The following is an 18,187-nucleotide window of genomic DNA, read 5'->3' as shown; positions in this document are numbered from 1 at the left end:
GATCAAAAGTTGGGCGGAAGGGCGGGCGACCCAAACGCCCTTGTCGCCCGATTCTCTCCCCGAGCCGTTTCACTTTTCCGCCGAACCGAACTCCAGCCGAAAAGTGCACCATGCACCCACTTCGATGCCCATCACTCTGCGTGACATCGACCGGTCTTCACTCTGCGTGACGGCTCGTCAGATCGGAGGCGATCATGGGCGAGCCCGGAGCCAAGCGCGTCCGCGCGGGTGCCGTCGCGAAAGCGACCACGACCGAGCTCGATGACCTCGGCGTATCCCCCGAGCGGAACGCTTCGGCCGCCGCCGCGATGCGCCTCGCCAAGATCATGGACTCGTCGGTGGACCCCAAGGAGGTCGCGGCCGCCGCCCGCGAGCTCCGCCAGGCCATGCACACAGTGCGAGCGCTGGCGCCTGTGAAGAACAGGGGGGACATCGTCGATGAGCTCGCTTCTCGCCGCCCCCGCCACAGCGCGTAGCAGCCCTGACCCGATCGGCTGCCAGAGCCCGCGGATCATCTCCACCCCGCACTACAAGCGCATCGAGACCGGGCGTTGGAGCGGCGTCGAGGACCAGGAGGCGCTGGCCTTCCGCTCTCCTGCAGGTCAGGAGGCCATCGAGCTGGCGGCCGATGCTGGGCTGCATCTGGATCCGTGGCAGCAGCTCGGGCTGCACCACTCGCTGGCCGAGGACGACGAGGGCCGGTGGACCTCCTTCGAGGTCGTCCAGAACGTCACCCGGCAGAACGGCAAGGGCGGTTACCTCGAGGCCCGGCAGATGGCCGGCGTCATGCTGTTCGGCGACAAGCTGGTCATCCACACGGCGCACGAGTTCAAGACGGCGCGTGAGTCCTTCCGCCGGCTGGACCAGATGATCGAGGGCTCGTACGCCCTCAGCCGCCGCGTGAAGCGCGTCGTACGTGCGCACGGTGAGGAGGGCTTCGAGTTCCACAACGGCGCCCGGATCCTGTTCCTGGCGCGTACGGGGGGCTCGGGGCGTGGTTTCTCCGGGGACCTGGTCGTGATGGACGAGGCGATGTCGCTGCGGGCGGCGCCGATCGGTGCGCTGCTGCCGATCATGTCGGCGCGGCGGAACCCGCAGCTCGTGTACACCTGCTCGGCCGGCATCGGCCAGGAGAGCGAGCAGCTCGCTCTCCTGCGTGCCCGGGCGCTGGCGAACTCTCCTCTGCCGGACGAGTCGCTGACGTACCTGGAGTGGTCGGCCGTACTGCACGCGCGGGAGTGCCCGCGGGACGAGGACGGGCGGATTGTGTGTGCCGAGCACGACGACCGTGCGGACGTACGGACGTGGCAGCGAGTGAACCCGGCCCTGGGGATCCGGATTCGGGTGCAGGCGGTGCGGCGCGAGCTGGCGACGATGCGGCCGGATCTCTTCAACCGTGAGCGGCTGGGGATCGGTGACTACCCGGCGCAGGCTGAGGAGACCTGGCAGGTCATCGACGAGGCCACGTGGCGGGCCCTGCGGGTGCGTCAGTCCCGGCTCACGGATCCCGTCGGGTTCTCCATCGACACCACCCCGGAACGGACTTGGTCGGCCATCAGCGTGGCCGGTGGGACCGAGGACGACGGACGGCACGTCGAGGTGGTGGATCACCGGCCTGGCACCGACTGGGTGATCGAGCGCGCCGCTGATCTGGACGAGAAGTGGTCACCATGCGCGTGGGTGATCGACGAGGGCGGGCCGGCCGGATCGCTGGCCCCGCTGCTGCGGAAGAAGCTCGCTCAGCGCGGGCGTGACCACCTGGTGGTGGCGCCGAAGGTCCGCGAACTCACGCAGGCCTGCGGCCAGTTCTACGACCGGACGCAGAACCAGAGCCTGCAGCACCTGGACCAGGCGCCCATGGCGACCGCACTGGGCGGCGCGACGAAGCGGGATGTGGGCGATGCGTGGCTGTGGTCGCGGCGCAACGACGGCGTGGACGTATCCCCGCTGGTGGCAGGGACGTACGCGCTGTGGGGCTGGGAGCAGTACCACGACGTCGAGCCGGAAGGGGCGCCGAACCTGTGGTGAAGAAGGAGCCGGAGCCGGCGGAGTCGTCGGCGCGTACGGGCGGCCGCGGGCTGCTGGTGCTCGAGGTGGTGTTCGTCCTGGTGGCGGTCGCTGGCCTGGCCCTGTGGAGCGTGCCCGGGGCGCTGGTGGTCGGTGGCGTGCTGGGGGTGCTGGCGTGCGAGCGTGCGTCGGCCAGCAGGCCTGCTGTTGAGGGGCGGCAGGGCGGGGAAGCGGCGGGGGGTGAGCGGCCGTGAGTGGGCTCTTCGGGTTGTTCGACGGGCGGACACAGCGAGGGCTGGAGAGCCCGGCTCAGCCGCTTACCTCCGCCGCGCTGACGGAGTTCCTCGGCGGGATGCGGTCGGACGCCGGTATCCCCGTGTCGGAGACGACAGCGCTGCGGACTCCGGCCGTGTGGCGGGCGGTGAACGTGATCGCCGGTGTGTCGTCAGCCCTCCCGATGCCGGTGTACAAGGTGGGCACGAAGGAGAAGCAGTCGTCGACGCTGCTGGAGAACCCGCACCCGGATCTGACCCCGGTGGAGCTGTGGCGGTACGCGTACACGTACCGCGCGCTGTGGGGCAACGGCTACCTGCAGAAGATCCGCGACGGGGCCAAGCAGATCCGTGAGTTGTGGCCGATCTCCTCGGACCGGGTGCAGGTCGATCGGGAGAGGCCGTACGAGGGCAACCCCTCGGGGAAGATCTTCTGGGCGACGGACGACTGGGGCACCGTGCACCGGCTGACGCCGTACGAGGTCCTGCACATCCCCGGCCTTGGCTACGACGGGCTGACCGGCTGCTCGCCGGTGAGGATGGCGGCGCAGGGCATCGGGCTGGCGCAGGCCGCGGAGAAGAGCGCGGCCCGGCTCTTCGGCAACGGCAACATGCTCGGCGGTGTGCTGCAGACGGAGCAGCGCCTCGAGCCCGATCAGGCCGAGCGGCTGAAGCAGCGGTGGAAGGCCAAGATGGCCGGCGTCCACAACTCCCATGAGGTCGCCGTCCTCGACAGCGGCGCCTCCTTCAAGCCCGTCACGATGCCCAACACGGACGCCCAGTTCCTGGAGTCGCGCGAGTTCGAGAACGCCGAGATCGCGCGGATCTTCGGAGTGCCGCTCTTCCTCCTGATGGAGACCCACAAGTCGACGAGTTGGGGCACAGGGCTTGAGCAGCAGGCGCAGGGCTGGGTGACGTTCGACCTGCACCCGACGTGGCTGACGCCGACCGAGCAGCGGGTGACGAAGGAACTCCTGCCGCCGTCGCAGTACGCGAAGTACCAGATGGGCGGGCTGCTGCGCGGCGACTCTGCCGCCCGGGCGACGTTCTACCGCGCGATGCGGGACGTGGGCGCGTACTCGGCGAACGACATCCTCGACCTCGAGGACAAGCCGCCGCTCGACGGGCCCGAGGGCGACCTGCGGCTGCAGCCGCTGTACATGGCCCCGCTGGGCGTGAACCCGCTCGCCCCGGACGGCGGCCAGCCGGCCGGAGCGAGCTCGAACAGGGCGCGGGCGGCCGCGCTCATGGCGGAGGCGCAGCGGCTGCTGCAGACCCCGGACGACATCGAGGAAGGCCTGTGATGAGGACCCTGACGAGGACGACGACCGAGGAGCGCCGCCGCCTGCCTCTCTCGACGGCGGGTGTGGCGATCCGGGCATCCGACGAGGGCGACTCCGTGGACGAGCGGTTCCACGGGTACGCCGCGGTGTTCAACTCCCGCACGGCGATCGGCAATCCGCTGCGCTGGGGGTTCTACGAGGAGGTTGCCCCGGGCGCGTTCACCAAGACGCTCCAAGAGGGCGACGCGCGGATGCTGATCGACCACGACTCGTACTACGTGGTGTCGCGGGTGTCGGCCGGCACGCTGCTCCTGGCGGAGGACGACCGGGGCCTGCCGGTTGACTCGGCCCTGGACCCGGCTCTGTCGTACGTCAACGACCTCAAGGCCAACGTCCGCAACAAGAACATCACCGGCATGAGCTTCGGCTTCTACGTCGTCAAGGACGACTGGACGACCGAGACGGTGGAGACCTCCGACGGGCAGAGCGTCGAGGTCGAGGTACGCCGGATCCTCGAGGTCCGGCTGATCGAGGTGTCCGCGGTGACCTTCCCCGCGTACGTGGACACCGAGGCCGAACTCGCCAGCGTCGCCAGCGCGCTCGTGCGGCGCGGCGACCAGGCGGCGATCGAGCAGCGCGCCCAGTTCCGTCCGGAGCTCCGCGACCTGCTGCAGCTCGTCGGCACGCAGCCCGCCGGCGGCACCGCCCCTGCCGGGCGCGATAGCGGGGCAAGCACACAGGAATTGACGGCAGTTGGCAGCGAGCCGGGTGAGTCCACTCGCGAGACCAGCACACCGGAGCCCGCCGCGGCCCCGGCCGCCACCGAGCCGGCAGAGACCACTCGGAGCGACCTCGACGCGCGCGCACTCCGGATGAGGGGCCTGGCCGCCCGCTACGGGCTGCCCACGTCCCGCTCGTAACTCACGTACTCACCCGAAGGCCCTGCACCCCTGGTGTGGGGCCTTCGCCATGTCTGAAAGGAACCGACATGAGCGTGCAGCTCAGGCGGCTCATCGAAGAGCAGAACACCGTGTGGCAGCGGATGCAGGACATCCAGGCCGCGGCCGAGGCCGAGAACAGGGACCTGACCACCGAGGAGCGGCAGAGCTGGGACGAGGCCGAGGCACGGCTCACGGTCGTCTCCGGCGACATCGACCGCCTCAACCGCATGGCCCAGCTGTCGCAGATCGACCGCAGCCAGATCGTCAACACCACCGGCGAGCCGAACGACGACCGCCGCGGCACCGACGCCGAGGAGCAGGCCCGCCGCTACAGCGAGGCCTTCGGCCGGTACCTGCGGGGCGGCATGGACCGGCTCACGCCGGATCAGCGCAACCTGATGATGGACAACGAGGTCGACCTCCGTGCCATGGGCGCGGGCATCGACACCGCCGGCGGCTTCACCGTGCCGGACGAGTTCCGCAACATCATGACCGAGACGATGAAGGCTTACGGCGGCCTGCTCGGTCTGGCCGACGTCATCCCGACGTCGACGGGCGCCGACCTGAAGTGGCCCACCAACGACGACACCGGCAACGAGGGCGAGATCCTCGGCGAGAACGTGGCCGCCGGCGAGCAGGACATCAGCCTGGGCGGTCGGACGCTGAAGGCGTACATCTTCTCGTCCAAGCAGGTCAAGCTGTCCATGAGCCTGCTGCAGGACACCGCGTTCAACCTCGAGCAGTGGGTGCCGCGCAAGCTCGGCGAGCGCATCGGCCGCCGCGCCGCGCGCGCCTGGACGACGGGCACCGGCGTGGACCAGCCCGAGGGCCTGGCCACCGGCGCCGTGGTCGGCAAGCAGGGCCTCACCGGTCAGACCACGTCGGTCATCTACGACGACCTGATCGACCTGGAGCACAGCGTCGATAGCGCCTACCGGCCCAACGCCCGGTACCTGATGAACGACGCCACGCTCAAGGTCATCCGCAAGCTCAAGGACAGCCAGCAGCGCCCGCTGTGGGTGCCGATCCCGGCCCCGGGCTTCCCGGCCACCATCAACGGCTTCGAGTACTCCCTCGACAACTCGATGCCGACGCCGGCCGCGAACGCGAAGACCATCGCCTTCGGCGACTTCAAGGCCGGCTACGTCATCCGCCAGGTCCAGTCCGTGCAGACGCTGCGCCTGGTCGAGCGCTACGCCGAGTACCTGCAGGTCGCGTTCCTCGGGTTCTCCCGCCTGGACGGCATGATCCAGGACTCGGCCGCGATCCGCATGTACCAGCACTCGGCGACCTGACCAACTCCTCTGACGGGCCCGGGACTTCGCGCCTGGGCCCGTTGGCACTCACAGGAAGGAGCGCGTTGTGAAGGACGCGTACAGCAACGTCACCGTGCGGGAGACCCTGGCAATCGCCACCCGCACCGCCTCGGCGAACGGCACCGGCGTGGACCGGTACCTCAACGGAGCCGGCTTCCAGGACTGCATGTTCATCGTGCACACCGGCACGATCACCGACGGCACCCACGCCATCGACGTCCAGGAGTCCGACGACAACACCACCTTCACCTCAGCAGCGTCCTCGGATCTGCAGGGCACCGAGCCGTCCATCGGCGCCACCGACGACAACAAGATGTACGTCGTCGGCTACAAGGGCACCAAGCGCTACGTCCGCCTGGCGGTGACCGCGTCCGGGACGACGTCGGGCGGCACGTACGGGGCGTCGGTGCTGCTGGCCAACCCGCGTGTGGCGCCGGTGGTGCACCCCTGATGCCGCGTATCAGGGTGCTCGAGGCGATCGCCGGGGCCGACTTCTCGTGGGCCCCCGGCGACGTCATCGAGGTGAGCAACGACGAGGCCGCGGCGTGGGCCGACGGGCACCGTGCCGAGCTCGCCAACGACCAGGAGGACGGCGCCGGTGCGGCGCCGTCGGAGGTGCATGGTGTGCCGGTGGTGGTCGGCGAGGACGGCCAGGCGCTCGAGGTCCTCGCCGCGACGGTCGAGGACACCGACCCTCCGGACGACGCGGAGGACGACGGGCGGCAGTGGGTGCGCTGGTCGGTGGCCGTACGCCTGCCGGTCCGGGCGACCGCCGAGGACGGCGCAGCCCCGGACTCGCTTGCCGATCCGGCGGACCTCGAGAACGAGGACCCCGCGCAGGAGGCCACCGCGCCCAAGCTGTTCGATCCCCGCGAGCACACCAACAAGGAGGTGCTCGCCTACCTCGACACCGTCGGAGAGCAGGAGGCGTTGCGCGTGCTCGACATCGAGGCGACCCAGGGCGATCCCCCGCGTGCGGGCATCGTCAAGAACCGCGATCAGATCCTCGCGGCCGCCCGGGCCCGGGACGCAGCCGAGGGCGGCGGGCAGCTCGGGGCGGAGAAGGCCGCGGAGTTCTCCCGGGGCGGGGGCGGCGAGACCGCGCCCGAGACCCGCGACTGGTAGAGGAGGCGAGAGGTGCCGTACGACCTCGGCGCGACCGCGCGCCTGACCGCCGAATGCCGGGAACCGGGCGGCGCCCTCGTCACCGCCGGCACGGCTACCGTGACAGTGACCTTGCCGGATGGCACGACCGCCACTCCCACGGCCGCCGAGACGTCGACGGTGGGCCAGTACCGGGCCGACTACGTCACAGCGGACGCGGGACGGCACACCGTGCGCTGGGTGTTCACCAGCCCGGCGCACGCCTACACGGACAGCTTCGACGTCCGCGACCAGGCGCCGCCCACGGTGCTCTCCCTGCAGGACGCCAAGAGCCTCCTGAAGAAGGAGAGTCCGGCGGACGACCCGCTCGTCCGGTTCTGGCTGGAGGCCACGACCCGGGCGGTGGAGTACTTCGTGGGCCCCGTGGTCGTGCGCACGGTGACCGAGGACCACCAGGTCGGCCTGGAGCGCTCGCTCGCCCTGCGCAAGACCCCGGCGATCTCCCTGGTTTCCGTGACCTCGCTGCGTGCTGGGGGCTACGACTACGACACGGGTCTCCTGCACCTCGACCCGGTCACGGGCGCGGTGACCCGTACGGACGGCGGCCTGTTCACCGGGCCGCTGCAGGTGGTCTACCGCGCAGGCCGGCCGATCATCTCGGCGAACATCCTCGCCGGGTCCCAGCTGATCCTGCAGCACCTGTGGCGCACCGTGTCCGGGCCCGGACGTCCGCAGCGCGGAATGGACGACTTCGACGTCACCGAGCCCATTCCCGGGCTGGGCTACGCCATCCCCAACCGGGCCCGGCAGATGCTCAATCCCGACGACGACGGACCAGGAATCGCCTGATGGCCACCTCAGCCGTCCCCAACGCCATCACCCAGCTCGTCGGCATCCTGCGTGATCCACCGATCGACAACGTGGACGTCTTCGACGGACCGCCCACCGACGACGTCAACACGCAGGACTTCATCGCCATCGGCTGGGTGCCCGACAACGACCAGGCCGCCGAGCTGACGCAGACCTTCAACGCGGCCGGCGCCCGCACCCGCGACGAGGACTTCGCCATCGCCGGATGCATCGACGTCTGGTCGGGCGACACCGACTTCGCGACCGTACGGAACCGCGTCTTCGAGCTGCTCGGCGAGCTCGAGCAGCGCCTGCGCGCCACCAACGTGAACCCCGATGCGCCGAATCTCAACGGCGCCGTGATGTGGGCGCACCTCACAGCTGGCGTACTGCGCCAGTACTTCGCCGACCAGGGCGTACGGGCCGCTCTGAACTTCACGGTGACCTGTCACGCCCGGATCTGAGGAGGAGGAGACATGGCGCGTGTGCGCTTCATCGGCCCTGAGCCGGTAAGGGTGCCCGAGCTCGGTGACCGGACCGTCGAGCCGGACGAGGTCGTCAAGGTGCCCGACGAGCGGTTCGACGGCTACGTGTGCCAGCCCGCCGCATGGGAGGCCGTCGAGGAGCCGAAGGCCGCGACAGCGAAGAAGACCGCGGCCAAGACGCCGCAGAAGACGGAGGGCTGATCCATGGCGATCGGATCCGGGCTCGGCGCCCAGATGGGCATCGCAGCCGAGAGCAGCTACGGCACCTTCCTGGCGCCGACGAAGTTCATCGAGTTCACCAAGGAATCGCTCGCCCTGAAGAAGACGACCGCGCAGTCTGCGGGGATCGCGGCCGGCCGTCTGCTGCCGCTGTCGTCCAGGCGAGTCGTCACGCGGAAGGAGGTCACCGGGTCGTTCGACATGGAGGTCTCCAACAAGGGGATGGGGGTGCTGCTGCAGTCCCTGATGGGGACGACGGTCACGCCCGTGCAGCAGGCGGCGACGACCGCGTACCTGCAGACCCACACGCTCGCCTCCGTCGCGGGCAAGAGCCTGATGATCCAGAAGGGTGTGCCCTTGACCACGGGCACGGTCACCGACAAGTCCTTCATCGGCTGCAAGATCACGTCCGGTGAGTTCGCCTGCGGTGTGGGCGAGATGCTCACTGGCTCGTTCGAGGTCGACGGCAAGGACTGCGATGAGAGCCAGACCCTGGCGGTCGCGAGCTACTCGAACATGTCGCCATTCCACTTCGGGCAGATGGCGCTGAAGACCGGAACGTACGGCGCTGAGACGGCGCTGGACGGCATCCGCAAGGTGTCCTGCAAGATCGAACGCCCCCAGGACGTCGAACGGTTCTACGCGAACCAGGCCTCGTTGAAGAAGGAGCCGATCGAGAACGACCAGGTGAAGATCACCGGGTCGCTCGAGACGGACTACGTCGCGACGACCCTGGACGACCTCCACACCTCCGACGGGGCGACCTCGCTGGTGTGGGAGTTCATCGGCGCGAACATCGCGTCGACGTACTTCGAGACGTTCCGGATCACACTGCCCGCGATCAAGCTCGACGAGGGCCCGCCCACCGTCGACGGCTTCGGCGTCGTGAAGCCCACTTTCAACTTCACCGGTTTGTACGACGGCACCAACCTCCCCAAGATCGAATACATGAGCACGGACGTCACGCTGTGAGGTGATCTCATGGTCCAGAACGTCCGCGTGATCGGCACCGGCCAGCTCCTCGAGCTGTCGGCCAGGCTGCGCCGGGCCGGTCACGAGAACATCCGTCAGAGCTTCCAACGCCGCATCCGGCGTGCCGCCGAACCCCTGCGCAACGACCTGCAGGACACGATCCGCCGCCTCGACATCCGCTCGCAGGGCCGCGGTACCGGCAAACGCGGCGGCCCCACCCTCACCACCCGCCCTATGCGGGCCACGATCGCCGAGGCCATCCGCATCTCCGTGCGCACCACCGGCGACCCGGGCGCTCGCGTGTGGGTCGACAAGGGGCGCCTCCCGCCGGATCTGCGGCGTATGCCCGACGTCATCAACACCGGCCGTATCCGCCACCCCGTCTTCGGCAACCGCCGCCGCTGGGCGCAGCAGTCCGCCAACCCGGGCTGGTGGGACAAGACCGTCCGCGGTCACACCGACCGCATCACCCGCGAAGTCGAGCGCGTCGCCGACGACGTGCGTCGGCACCTCGAATAGGCAGGAGCAACCCCCCTTGATCATCGTCTACACACCCACAGGTGGAGAGCCGCAGGAATACGACGCCCGCAGCCTGCGCGTCTCCGAGGTATCCATCGCGCAGCGCACGGCCGGCATGAAGTGGGGGGAGATCGAGCAGGGTCTCGACTCCGATGACCCCGAGGCCATGCGCGTCATCGTCTGGGTGATCAAGAAGCGGGCCGAGCCGACACTGCGGTACGGCGACTTCGACCCGCTCATCACCGAAATGACCACCCGCATGAGCAGGCAGGAGGTCACCGACTACGTCGACAACGCCTTCGCCCTGGCCGAGACGGATCCGGACGTGACCACGGATCATGTGGTCGGCGTCCTGCAGCGCATCATCGCGGTGGCCGTCGACCCCGAGCATGCTGAGCAGCTCATCGCTGAGAAGGCCGCAGGCCCAAAAGAGTCGACCGCCGAGGACGCCCCGGAGCAGCAGCCGCCGCCGGAGGAGTCCAGCCCCTCGAGCACGACGCCGACATCGACGTCGTCCGAGGCGACTGGCTCGGGCTCTTCGCCCACCTCCTCCACATCCCACCCGGAGCTGTCGACGACCTGACGCTCCCGGACTTCTTCGGGCTCATTGCGTGGATGCACCGCCACCAGTCCCTCCAGTCCCAGCAGCCCGAAGGGGGTGGTGAGTAGTGCCCACGATGAACTTCCTGCTCACCGGCCGCGATGAACTGTCCCGGCTTTTCGACCGGGCGGGCGATGCGAGCGACCGCCTGGCACGCCGCCTGTCCCGGCTGGACCAGGACAGCAAGGCCGGCGGGAAAGCGCTGGAGGAGCTGAAGAAGGCGGCGCTGCTGCTGGCGCCCGCGGCGATCCCTGCGGCCGCCTCGCTGGCGCCGATCGCCGCTGGCGCGGGCACCGTCGCGGTGGCGGTCGCGGCAATGGGCGCCGCGCTCATCCCGCAGATTTCCGCGCTCAGCGATGCGGCGGACGCGCAGAAGAAGTACGACGACGCGGTCAAGAAGAACGGGGCGTCGTCCCAGCAGGCTATCCAGGCGCAGATCCTGTACGCCGAGAGCATGGCAGCTCTGCCTCCCGCTACGCGGAAGGCAGCCGCTGAGCTCGGCGTACTCAAGGACGACTACAAGGCCTGGTCCGACAGCCTGGCCGGCGACACCATGGCGCCCTTCACCAAGGGGCTCGAACTCGTTGACGCACTGCTGCCGAAGACGACCGGCCTGGTGAAGGTCACGTCGGCGGAGGCCGACCGGTTCGTCACGATCATCGGCGGTGAGATGGCCTCCCCGGGCCTCGACCGCCTGGACGGCAAGTTCACCAACTTCGCGCAGAAGACGCTGCGCAGCGTCAACAACGAGATCGTGCACCTGCTCAACGCGGGCCAGGGCAAGAACTTCGGCGGTCCCGCCCGTGAGTTCATGGACTGGGCGAAGGCCCAGGGGCCGACCGTGGCGAGTGTCCTGAGCAGTGTGGCCATGGCCCTCGTGCACGTTCTGCAGGCCGGGAGCGACGTCGGCGTGGGCCTGCTGCAGGTCGTTCAGGTTGTCGCCAAGCTGGTCGGTGCTGTACCGCCCGAGGCGATCGCCCTCTTCCTGCAGTTGGCGTTCGCGCTCAAGGCGACGAAGGCGGCAGTCTTCGCATTGGCGGCCGGTCGCACCGCATTGGCTGGGTTCGCCACACAGATCATCGCGATGCGCACCGCGGCGGCTGGCACACCAGGCGCCCTCGCGGGAGCTCGCGCGGCCATCGGCGCACTGTCCCTGAGTGCGAAGGCCGCGGTCGCCGGTACGGGAATCGGTCTGCTGGTCCTGCTCCTGACGTCGCTGTCCCAGACGAGCAAGCAGGCACCGCCGGACGTCGACAAGCTGACCAACTCGCTGAAGCAGCTGGGCTCCACGGGCCGGGTCACCGGTGAGGCGTCCAGAGCGTTCGGCAAGGACCTCGGCGAGCTGTACGACAAGGTCCGTTCCCTCACTGATCCCAGCACGACCGACAAGATCCAGCAGTTCCTCGTCGGCTGGACCGGGTGGGACTCAACACCAGTCAAGGACGCCAAGGAGAACCTGGACGCTGTCGACAAGGCGCTCGCCGGGCTGGTGCAAAACGGCCAGTCGGACCTGGCGGCGGCCGCGGTCAAGCGGCTGACCGCCGAGTACGGTAAGGGCGGACGCGACACCAGCAAGTTCACCGGCCAGCTCAACGACTACAAGGACGCCCTGTCCGACAGCCGGTTCGAGCAGCAGCTGGCGGCCGACTCCATGGGGGTCTTCGGCGCGCAGGCGCAGTCCGTGCAGCAGAAGCTCGACGCGCAGAAGCAGAGTACGGACGGTCTGCGGCAGAGCATTCAGGCTCTCAACGATGCTCAGAGGGCCGGGCTCGGCGGGATGATCGGCTTCGAGGCCGCCATCGACGCCGCGGCGAAGGCGGCCCGTGAGAACGCCGGCGCGCTGACGATGTCGCACGGTCAGCTCAACCTCAACAGTGAGAAGGCCCGCAACGCGGCCAGCGCCCTGCAGGACTTGGCCTCGAAGACGGACGAGGCCGCGGCGAGCGCGCGGCAGTCGGGTTCGTCGTGGGAGACGGTCAACGGCATCTACAGCCGCGGCCGGTCGGAGCTGATCAAGTCAGCTCAGGCGATGGGCCTGACCAAGAGCCAGGCCGCGCAGCTGGCGAACCAGATCCTACAGATCCCGGACAGGACCACCACGGTCACGATGCGGAAGGAGGACGCACAGCGGGACCTGGAGGCGTTCAACGCCGCGGTCCGGGCGGCCCCCGGGTCGAAGAGCGTCACGCTCAAGACGCTGTCCACGGCGGCTGAGCAGCTCCTGACCAGCTTCGGCCTGAAGGTGAAGCGGCTGCCCAACGGGTCGGTCACCGTGACGGCGAAGACGGGCGCCGCCCTGTCGGCGATCAAGAACGTGAAGGGCGCCGTCGACAGCCTGAAGAGCAAGACCATCGGTATCGGGATCTACAAGACGACCTACCTGAACACGGTCCAGAAGGGAAAGAGCATCCCGGGGATCACCCCCTACGCCAGCGGCGGTACGCCGAAGGCCGGGGAGCTCGCCATGGTCGGCGAAGAGGGTCCCGAGCTAGTCGTGTTCGGCAAGGACGCCACCGTCTTCGACGCGAAGAAGACCCAGTCCATGCTGCGCGGATCCGGCTTCGCGGCCCGCAGCGCCACCAGCTCGGGCGCGGCCGTCGCGCAGGGGCTGGCCGCCGGCATGCTCGGCGCACGCGGGCAGGTGAACGATGCTGCCCGGGTGACGGCCGGCGAGGTCACGGCCGGCATTCGCGAGGAGCTGCAGATCGCGTCGCCATCGAAGAAGGCCAAGGCGTTGATGGCCGACGTCGGGAAGGGCTTGGTCATCGGCCTGACCGGCACCCGCGACAAGATCAAGTCGACTGCTGCCGACCTGGCCAAAGACATCCGTACCGCGTTCTCCGGGAAGAAGGAGTCCGGGCTGCTGCGGATGGTCGACAAGGACACCAAGCGGCTCCTCGACCTGGCGGCCAAGCGCGACAAGATCGCCGCGAAGATCGCCGAGGCGAAGAGCTACGCGTCCGACCTCACCAAGACCGCCCGCTCCTCGGCCAGCCTGTCCAACCTGGGTATGGGTGAGGGCGAGGTCACCGCGGGTGGCATCAAGTCGGGGCTGGCGCAGAAGCTGGCCCAGATCCGCCAGTTCAGCCGGTACATCTCCACCCTCGCGAAGAAGGGCCTGAACAAGGCGTTGCTCCGGGAGGTCCTCGACATGGGCCCCGTCGACGGCTACGCCTACGCCTCCGCCCTCGTCGGGGCGGACAAAGCGACGTTCTCGGCGATCAACAAGACCCAGACGCAGATCGACCAGGAGTCCACGAAGCTCGGCCGGAAGGGAGCCGACGCTCTCTACGACTCCGGGAAGAACGCCTCGAAGGGGTTCCTCGCGGGCCTGGCATCCCAGGAGAAGGACCTCGAGAAGCTCATGGAGAAGATCGCCAAGAGCATGCAGAAGTCCCTGCGCAAGGCTCTCGGCATCAAGTCCCCTGCCCGCAAGCTGATCCCCGACGGCGTCGACACGGCCCGCGGTATCGCCGTCGGCGTGCTGGCAGGTCTGCCGCACATCGACCGGGCCATGAAGGCCGTGTCCGGCCGAATGGCCGGCCGCGCAGCCATCGCCCCCACGGCGGGGCTGCCGGCGGTCATGCGCTCCGGTGGCGGGTCGATGAACGTGCAGATCAGCGTGACCGATGCGCGGGACCCGATCGCCACGGCGAAGGAGATCCGCCGCGAACTGCTGGAGCTGAAGCGGGTGTTCGGGATGAACGTCGAGTTGAAGGTGGGGTGATCGCGTGCCACTGCTGGTGGAGATGGGCTGGGGCGGCCTGGTGCAGCTTCCCGCCACCATCACCTGGACGGACATCACCCAGTACGTCGACGTCATCAAGGCGGGGGTGACTATCGCCCGGGGCGCCTCGGACGAGCTGTCGGACACGCAGCCCGGCACGGCCACCCTGCGCCTGGACAACGCGGACGGCCGGTTCACGCCCGGCAACAGCGCCAGCCCGTACTACCCGTTCGTGCGGCGTAACGCGCCGATCCGGATCAGCGTCTACACGCTGCCCACCGTGTCCGGGGCGGCGCCCTACCCACTCGCGATGCTGGGCGATGATTTCGACGACAACCGCATCAACACGACTACCTGGGGCGGGAATTTCGGGGGCGTGACCGAGGTCGGCGGCCGCGCGCACATCCCTTGCGCGGCCGGCGTGTTCGCCGGGTTCCAGACCGCCCGCACCTGGAAGCTGACAGGCAGCCAAGTCGGGGTGAAGGTCGCGACACTGCCCGCCGCCTCGACGGCGACCGCGTGCACCGCGGGCCTCTTCGTGAACTCGGCGACCGCGGGCACACGCATCGGGATCGAACACAACCGGGTAAGCGGACAGATCTCCTTCAGGTCGGACGTCGGCTACGCCGACGGGGCCGCGGTCACCCTCACCTACGACCCGATCCAGCACGGCTGGCTGAGGGTCCGGGAAGCATCCGGCACCGTGTACTGGGAGACGTCCGGAGACGGCTACGTGTGGACGGTCCGCCGCACCCTGGCCACCCCGGCCTGGGTGGGCACGGACACGGTGACGTTCTCCATGGAGTCCCACCGCGATGTGGGCACCGCCGACGCTTTCGAGGTGGAGGTGGTCGGCGCGACGGTCCGGCCGCGCTTCTACGGCATGGTCAACGAGTTCCCCGTTGACTGGGAAGGCCTCGTCTCCACGGTCACGGTCTCGTGCACGGACCTGTTCAAGCGCCTCAACCGGCTGTCCGCGCTGCGGTCGATGGCAGCCGAGGAGATCCTCGTCCAGGCGCCGATGGTGTACTACCCGCTGTCCGAGGACAGCACCTCGGCCACCGCTGGCGACATCAGCGGCAACGGCGCCCCGTCGCTCGCCATCACCCAGTCCGGAGTCGGCGGCACCCTCACCCTCGGCGGCGCCTCCGGGCCGCCGGAGACCAGCGAGAGCCTGCCGGTGTTCACGCCGTCGTCCGCGACCGTGGGCCAGTGGCTGTCTGCCGACCTCGGCCCCCAGTACGAGGGCACCCTGTACCGCTGCTGGGAGGCCTGGTTCCAGACCACGACCACCGGCCGCTGCATCATGGGCATGCACTCCGCCGACCTGGTCTACCAGCACCTGTTGTCCATCGCGGCGGGCGGCAACCTGCAGATCGAGTGGACGTCCAACCTCACCAGCACCCTCACCGTGGAGACGGTCAGCGGGCCGACCACGCTCGCGGACGGCAACTGGCATCACGTCGTCTACGACCAGCGCGAGGGCAAGGTGTGGATCGACGGCACCCTCGTCGACTCCTCCCTCGCGGTGCCACGCGGCTTCGACCAGCGTGTCCTGCACGTCGGCGGCTACCGCAACACCCGCCTGTGGAACGGGCAGATCGGGCACGTCGCCGTCTACCAGACCCTGGACTACTCCGTCGGCCCGCTCATCACCGGCCACTACACGGCCGGCATGACCGGCTTCTCCGGCGAGGATGCCGACGTGCGCTTCACCCGCCTGGCCAGCTACGCGGGACTGACCAGCGTGACGATCTCCGGCGCCACGTTCGACCCGATCGCCTCCCAGGGCCCGGGCGGCAGCCAGGTCGTGGCCCGCATGCGGGAGGTGGAGAGCACCGAGTCCGCCCGCCTGTTCGCCGTCCGCGATGGATACGGGCTCGCCTTCCAGTCCCGCGACCTGCGCTACAACCCGGCCCCGGCGGGCGAGAGTTTCACCGCCGACTACGCCGACCTGGAAACCCGCAACGTCGACTTGGCCGACGACGATCAGAAGCTGGTCAACACCATCGAGGCGAGCAGGCCGGGCGGCGCCACCCAGAAGGTGTCCGCGCCGTCGAGCGTCCTGGCGTTCGGGGTCTACGACCCGGGCGCCCTCTCGATCCTCAAGACGTCCGACAACTCGGTGCTGGACGCCGCGTACTGGCGGGTCTCCCGCTACGCCGACCCGGCGCCGGAACTGCGCGAGGTGCCGATCGAGGCGCTCACGATGTCCAGCTACCTGGGCATCCTCGCCGCCGACATCAGCTCGTACTTCTCCGTGACCAACCTGCCTGCCCAGGCGCCGGCGTCGTCGATGCGGGTCACCGTCGAGGGCTACACCGAGACGATCCGCAACAACTCACACGTGATCCAGTTCCACACCTCCGCCACCAACAACGACTCGGTGTGGGTGCTGGACGACCCGGTCTACTCCGTCCTCGACTCCACCACACGCCTCGCTTACTAGGAGCCCTCATGCCCATTGCCGTGGTGCGCGCCGAGACGTTCTACGTCCCGCCGCCTCCCGAGCCTGCGGACGCCTGGGCTCTGATCCCGGCCGCGCTGCTGGTGTGGCGCTGGTACGAGACCCGCATGGGCCGACGCGTCACCCCGCCTGAGGAGATCGTCGACGAGGTGTACTTCGCGCGGATCAACCAGAACCGGTGGATCGCCGACTGCTCGTCGTGCGGGTCCGCCGCGGTCGTCTCACCGGCCGACCCCCGCTACGCCTGCACCGAATGCGGCTGGGGCTGGTGCGCGATCGTCTTCCCGGCCGACGTCGCCGCCGTCGAGGCCAGCCTGATGGGCCTGAAGCCCGGGCTGCGGAACTGGTGGAACGAGGACGACCCCAACAACCCGAACAGGCCGCCGGATCCGGTACCGGATCCCGGCCCCATGAGGGAGTCGTCATGACGTTCGCCCCGCGTACCTGGGTGGTCGGCGAGGTGGTCTCGGCCGCGCTGATGAACCAGGAGATACGCGACCAGTTCAACAGCATGTTCGCCGGGTGGACGGCCTACAACCCGACCTGGACGTCGTCCGGTACCGCGCCCGTCCTGAACAACGGCACGCTGACCGGCCGCTATATGAAGATCGGCCGCACGGTCATCTGCCACATCAACCTGATCTCAGGGTCGTCGACCACCTACGGCACCGGGACCTACTCCTTCTCCCTGCCCGCCCAGGCCGCCAACGCCGGCGCAGCCCTCGTCTCCGCCTGCCAGCTGCTCGGCACCGCCCGGTGGGCCGGCGAGACCGTCATCAGCGCCAACGCCAACACCACCACCCCGTTCATGTCCACATCGGCCACCGACGCCCGCCTGCTCGGCCTCACGGCCACCGTCCCCGAAACCCTTGCCTCCGGCGCTCAGCTGCGCATGACGGTCGTCTACGAAGCCGCATCCTGACCCACCCCGTTCCCCACGCCCCGAGCCGTCGGCCGGGGTTTTCCTTTTGCCCTGGAGGACCCGTTGTCCACCACTCCGCTGACCGCCGCCAGAATGCTCGAGGTCCTCAGAGCCGAGGGCCTGACCGTGAACGAGCACGCTGGCTGGGCCACGCACAACCGAGAGGCCGTCACCGGCAAGGTCTTCGGCCCCGTCATCGGCGTCCTGATCCATCACACGGCCGGCCACGGCGACAAGGAACTCTGCTTCGACGGCAGATCCGACCTCCCCGGCCCACTGTGCCACTCCTGGCTCGGCCAGACCGAAGGCCTGTGGATGGTCGGCCACGGACGCGCCAACCACGCCGGCCTGGTAGACCTCGACGTCCTCAACGCTCTGCGTGCCGAGACGAGTCCGCTGCCCAAGGACGATCAGGCCAACGCCGACGGCAACGACTGCCTGTACGGCCTGGAGATCGAGAACCTCGGCAACGGCAAGGACCCCTACCCGGACGCCCAGTACCA

At 69.1% G+C, this 18,187-nt stretch carries 19 protein-coding genes; all 19 read left to right on the top strand.

Annotated elements, in window-relative coordinates; translation table 11 throughout:
- Nucleotides 1–194: 194 nt before the first annotated feature.
- Nucleotides 195–476, top strand: coding sequence for a hypothetical protein (locus ABZT17_RS12030; protein WP_356347056.1), 282 nt, complete (start codon nucleotides 195–197; stop codon nucleotides 474–476).
- Nucleotides 439–2,028: a terminase gene (locus ABZT17_RS12025; protein WP_356347054.1), complete on the top strand. Its 1,590-nt coding sequence runs from the start codon at nucleotides 439–441 to the stop codon at nucleotides 2,026–2,028. The genes ABZT17_RS12030 and ABZT17_RS12025 overlap by 38 nt, the downstream gene beginning before the upstream one ends.
- Nucleotides 2,025–2,261: a hypothetical protein gene (locus ABZT17_RS12020; protein WP_356347052.1), complete on the top strand. Its 237-nt coding sequence runs from the start codon at nucleotides 2,025–2,027 to the stop codon at nucleotides 2,259–2,261. The genes ABZT17_RS12025 and ABZT17_RS12020 overlap by 4 nt, the downstream gene beginning before the upstream one ends.
- Complete coding sequence (locus tag ABZT17_RS12015) at nucleotides 2,258–3,583, top strand: phage portal protein (protein WP_356347049.1); 1,326 nt, start codon at nucleotides 2,258–2,260, stop codon at nucleotides 3,581–3,583. Before ABZT17_RS12020 ends, ABZT17_RS12015 begins: the two co-directional genes overlap by 4 nt.
- Nucleotides 3,583–4,482, top strand: coding sequence for an HK97 family phage prohead protease (locus ABZT17_RS12010; RefSeq protein WP_356347046.1), 900 nt, complete (start codon nucleotides 3,583–3,585; stop codon nucleotides 4,480–4,482). Before ABZT17_RS12015 ends, ABZT17_RS12010 begins: the two co-directional genes overlap by 1 nt.
- Nucleotides 4,483–4,550: 68 nt before the next feature.
- Nucleotides 4,551–5,798: a phage major capsid protein gene (locus ABZT17_RS12005; RefSeq protein ID WP_356347044.1), complete on the top strand. Its 1,248-nt coding sequence runs from the start codon at nucleotides 4,551–4,553 to the stop codon at nucleotides 5,796–5,798.
- A 67-nt stretch (nucleotides 5,799–5,865) separates the two neighbouring features.
- On the top strand, nucleotides 5,866–6,270 hold the full coding sequence (locus ABZT17_RS12000; RefSeq protein WP_356347042.1) for a hypothetical protein: 405 nt from the start codon (nucleotides 5,866–5,868) through the stop codon (nucleotides 6,268–6,270).
- Complete coding sequence (locus tag ABZT17_RS11995) at nucleotides 6,270–6,944, top strand: hypothetical protein (protein WP_356347039.1); 675 nt, start codon at nucleotides 6,270–6,272, stop codon at nucleotides 6,942–6,944. Before ABZT17_RS12000 ends, ABZT17_RS11995 begins: the two co-directional genes overlap by 1 nt.
- 12 nt (nucleotides 6,945–6,956) lie before the next feature.
- Complete coding sequence (locus ABZT17_RS11990) at nucleotides 6,957–7,772, top strand: hypothetical protein (RefSeq protein ID WP_356347037.1); 816 nt, start codon at nucleotides 6,957–6,959, stop codon at nucleotides 7,770–7,772.
- A complete protein-coding gene (locus ABZT17_RS11985; protein ID WP_356347034.1) occupies nucleotides 7,772–8,236 on the top strand; it encodes a hypothetical protein in 465 nt (154 codons plus the stop codon). Before ABZT17_RS11990 ends, ABZT17_RS11985 begins: the two co-directional genes overlap by 1 nt.
- A gap of 12 nt (nucleotides 8,237–8,248) precedes the next feature.
- Nucleotides 8,249–8,458, top strand: coding sequence for a hypothetical protein (locus ABZT17_RS11980; protein WP_356347032.1), 210 nt, complete (start codon nucleotides 8,249–8,251; stop codon nucleotides 8,456–8,458).
- A 3-nt stretch (nucleotides 8,459–8,461) separates the two neighbouring features.
- Nucleotides 8,462–9,448 carry a phage tail tube protein gene (locus ABZT17_RS11975; protein ID WP_356347030.1) on the top strand — a complete coding sequence of 329 codons (987 nt, stop codon included), beginning with the start codon at nucleotides 8,462–8,464 and terminating at the stop codon, nucleotides 9,446–9,448.
- A gap of 9 nt (nucleotides 9,449–9,457) precedes the next feature.
- Nucleotides 9,458–9,967: a hypothetical protein gene (locus ABZT17_RS11970; RefSeq protein WP_356347027.1), complete on the top strand. Its 510-nt coding sequence runs from the start codon at nucleotides 9,458–9,460 to the stop codon at nucleotides 9,965–9,967.
- 16 nt (nucleotides 9,968–9,983) lie between these two features.
- Nucleotides 9,984–10,550, top strand: a complete 567-nt coding sequence (locus tag ABZT17_RS11965; RefSeq protein ID WP_356347025.1) for a hypothetical protein — start codon at nucleotides 9,984–9,986, stop codon at nucleotides 10,548–10,550.
- A gap of 94 nt (nucleotides 10,551–10,644) precedes the next feature.
- Nucleotides 10,645–14,295, top strand: coding sequence for a hypothetical protein (locus ABZT17_RS11960; protein ID WP_356347324.1), 3,651 nt, complete (start codon nucleotides 10,645–10,647; stop codon nucleotides 14,293–14,295).
- A gap of 4 nt (nucleotides 14,296–14,299) precedes the next feature.
- A complete protein-coding gene (locus ABZT17_RS11955) occupies nucleotides 14,300–16,744 on the top strand; it encodes a LamG-like jellyroll fold domain-containing protein (RefSeq protein ID WP_356347023.1) in 2,445 nt (814 codons plus the stop codon).
- A gap of 8 nt (nucleotides 16,745–16,752) precedes the next feature.
- Nucleotides 16,753–17,190: a hypothetical protein gene (locus ABZT17_RS11950; RefSeq protein ID WP_356347020.1), complete on the top strand. Its 438-nt coding sequence runs from the start codon at nucleotides 16,753–16,755 to the stop codon at nucleotides 17,188–17,190.
- Nucleotides 17,187–17,684, top strand: coding sequence for a hypothetical protein (locus ABZT17_RS11945; protein ID WP_356347018.1), 498 nt, complete (start codon nucleotides 17,187–17,189; stop codon nucleotides 17,682–17,684). The genes ABZT17_RS11950 and ABZT17_RS11945 overlap by 4 nt, the downstream gene beginning before the upstream one ends.
- 63 nt (nucleotides 17,685–17,747) lie before the next feature.
- Nucleotides 17,748–18,187: N-acetylmuramoyl-L-alanine amidase (locus tag ABZT17_RS11940; RefSeq protein WP_356347016.1), on the top strand; the 440-nt coding region annotated here is incomplete at its 3' end.

Source organism: Streptomyces sp. NPDC005648, assembly GCF_040605395.1.
In the GTDB taxonomy this organism is placed as follows: Bacteria; Actinomycetota; Actinomycetes; order Streptomycetales; family Streptomycetaceae; genus Streptomyces.
This window is presented reverse-complemented; position numbering and strand designations above follow the sequence as displayed.

Bases quoted from the DNA above. Each gene is read 5' to 3' on its own strand.
- ABZT17_RS12030 (WP_356347056.1), top strand. From the start codon at position 195: ATGGGCGAGCCCGGAGCCAAGCGCGTCCGCGCGGGTGCCGTCGCGAAA.
- ABZT17_RS12025 (WP_356347054.1), top strand. From the start codon at position 439: ATGAGCTCGCTTCTCGCCGCCCCCGCCACAGCGCGTAGCAGCCCTGAC.
- ABZT17_RS12010 (WP_356347046.1), top strand. From the start codon at position 3,583: ATGAGGACCCTGACGAGGACGACGACCGAGGAGCGCCGCCGCCTGCCT.
- ABZT17_RS12005 (WP_356347044.1), top strand. From the start codon at position 4,551: ATGAGCGTGCAGCTCAGGCGGCTCATCGAAGAGCAGAACACCGTGTGG.
- ABZT17_RS11995 (WP_356347039.1), top strand. From the start codon at position 6,270: ATGCCGCGTATCAGGGTGCTCGAGGCGATCGCCGGGGCCGACTTCTCG.
- ABZT17_RS11985 (WP_356347034.1), top strand. From the start codon at position 7,772: ATGGCCACCTCAGCCGTCCCCAACGCCATCACCCAGCTCGTCGGCATC.
- ABZT17_RS11980 (WP_356347032.1), top strand. From the start codon at position 8,249: ATGGCGCGTGTGCGCTTCATCGGCCCTGAGCCGGTAAGGGTGCCCGAG.
- ABZT17_RS11975 (WP_356347030.1), top strand. From the start codon at position 8,462: ATGGCGATCGGATCCGGGCTCGGCGCCCAGATGGGCATCGCAGCCGAG.
- ABZT17_RS11970 (WP_356347027.1), top strand. From the start codon at position 9,458: ATGGTCCAGAACGTCCGCGTGATCGGCACCGGCCAGCTCCTCGAGCTG.
- ABZT17_RS11960 (WP_356347324.1), top strand. From the start codon at position 10,645: ATGAACTTCCTGCTCACCGGCCGCGATGAACTGTCCCGGCTTTTCGAC.
- ABZT17_RS11950 (WP_356347020.1), top strand. From the start codon at position 16,753: ATGCCCATTGCCGTGGTGCGCGCCGAGACGTTCTACGTCCCGCCGCCT.
- ABZT17_RS11945 (WP_356347018.1), top strand. From the start codon at position 17,187: ATGACGTTCGCCCCGCGTACCTGGGTGGTCGGCGAGGTGGTCTCGGCC.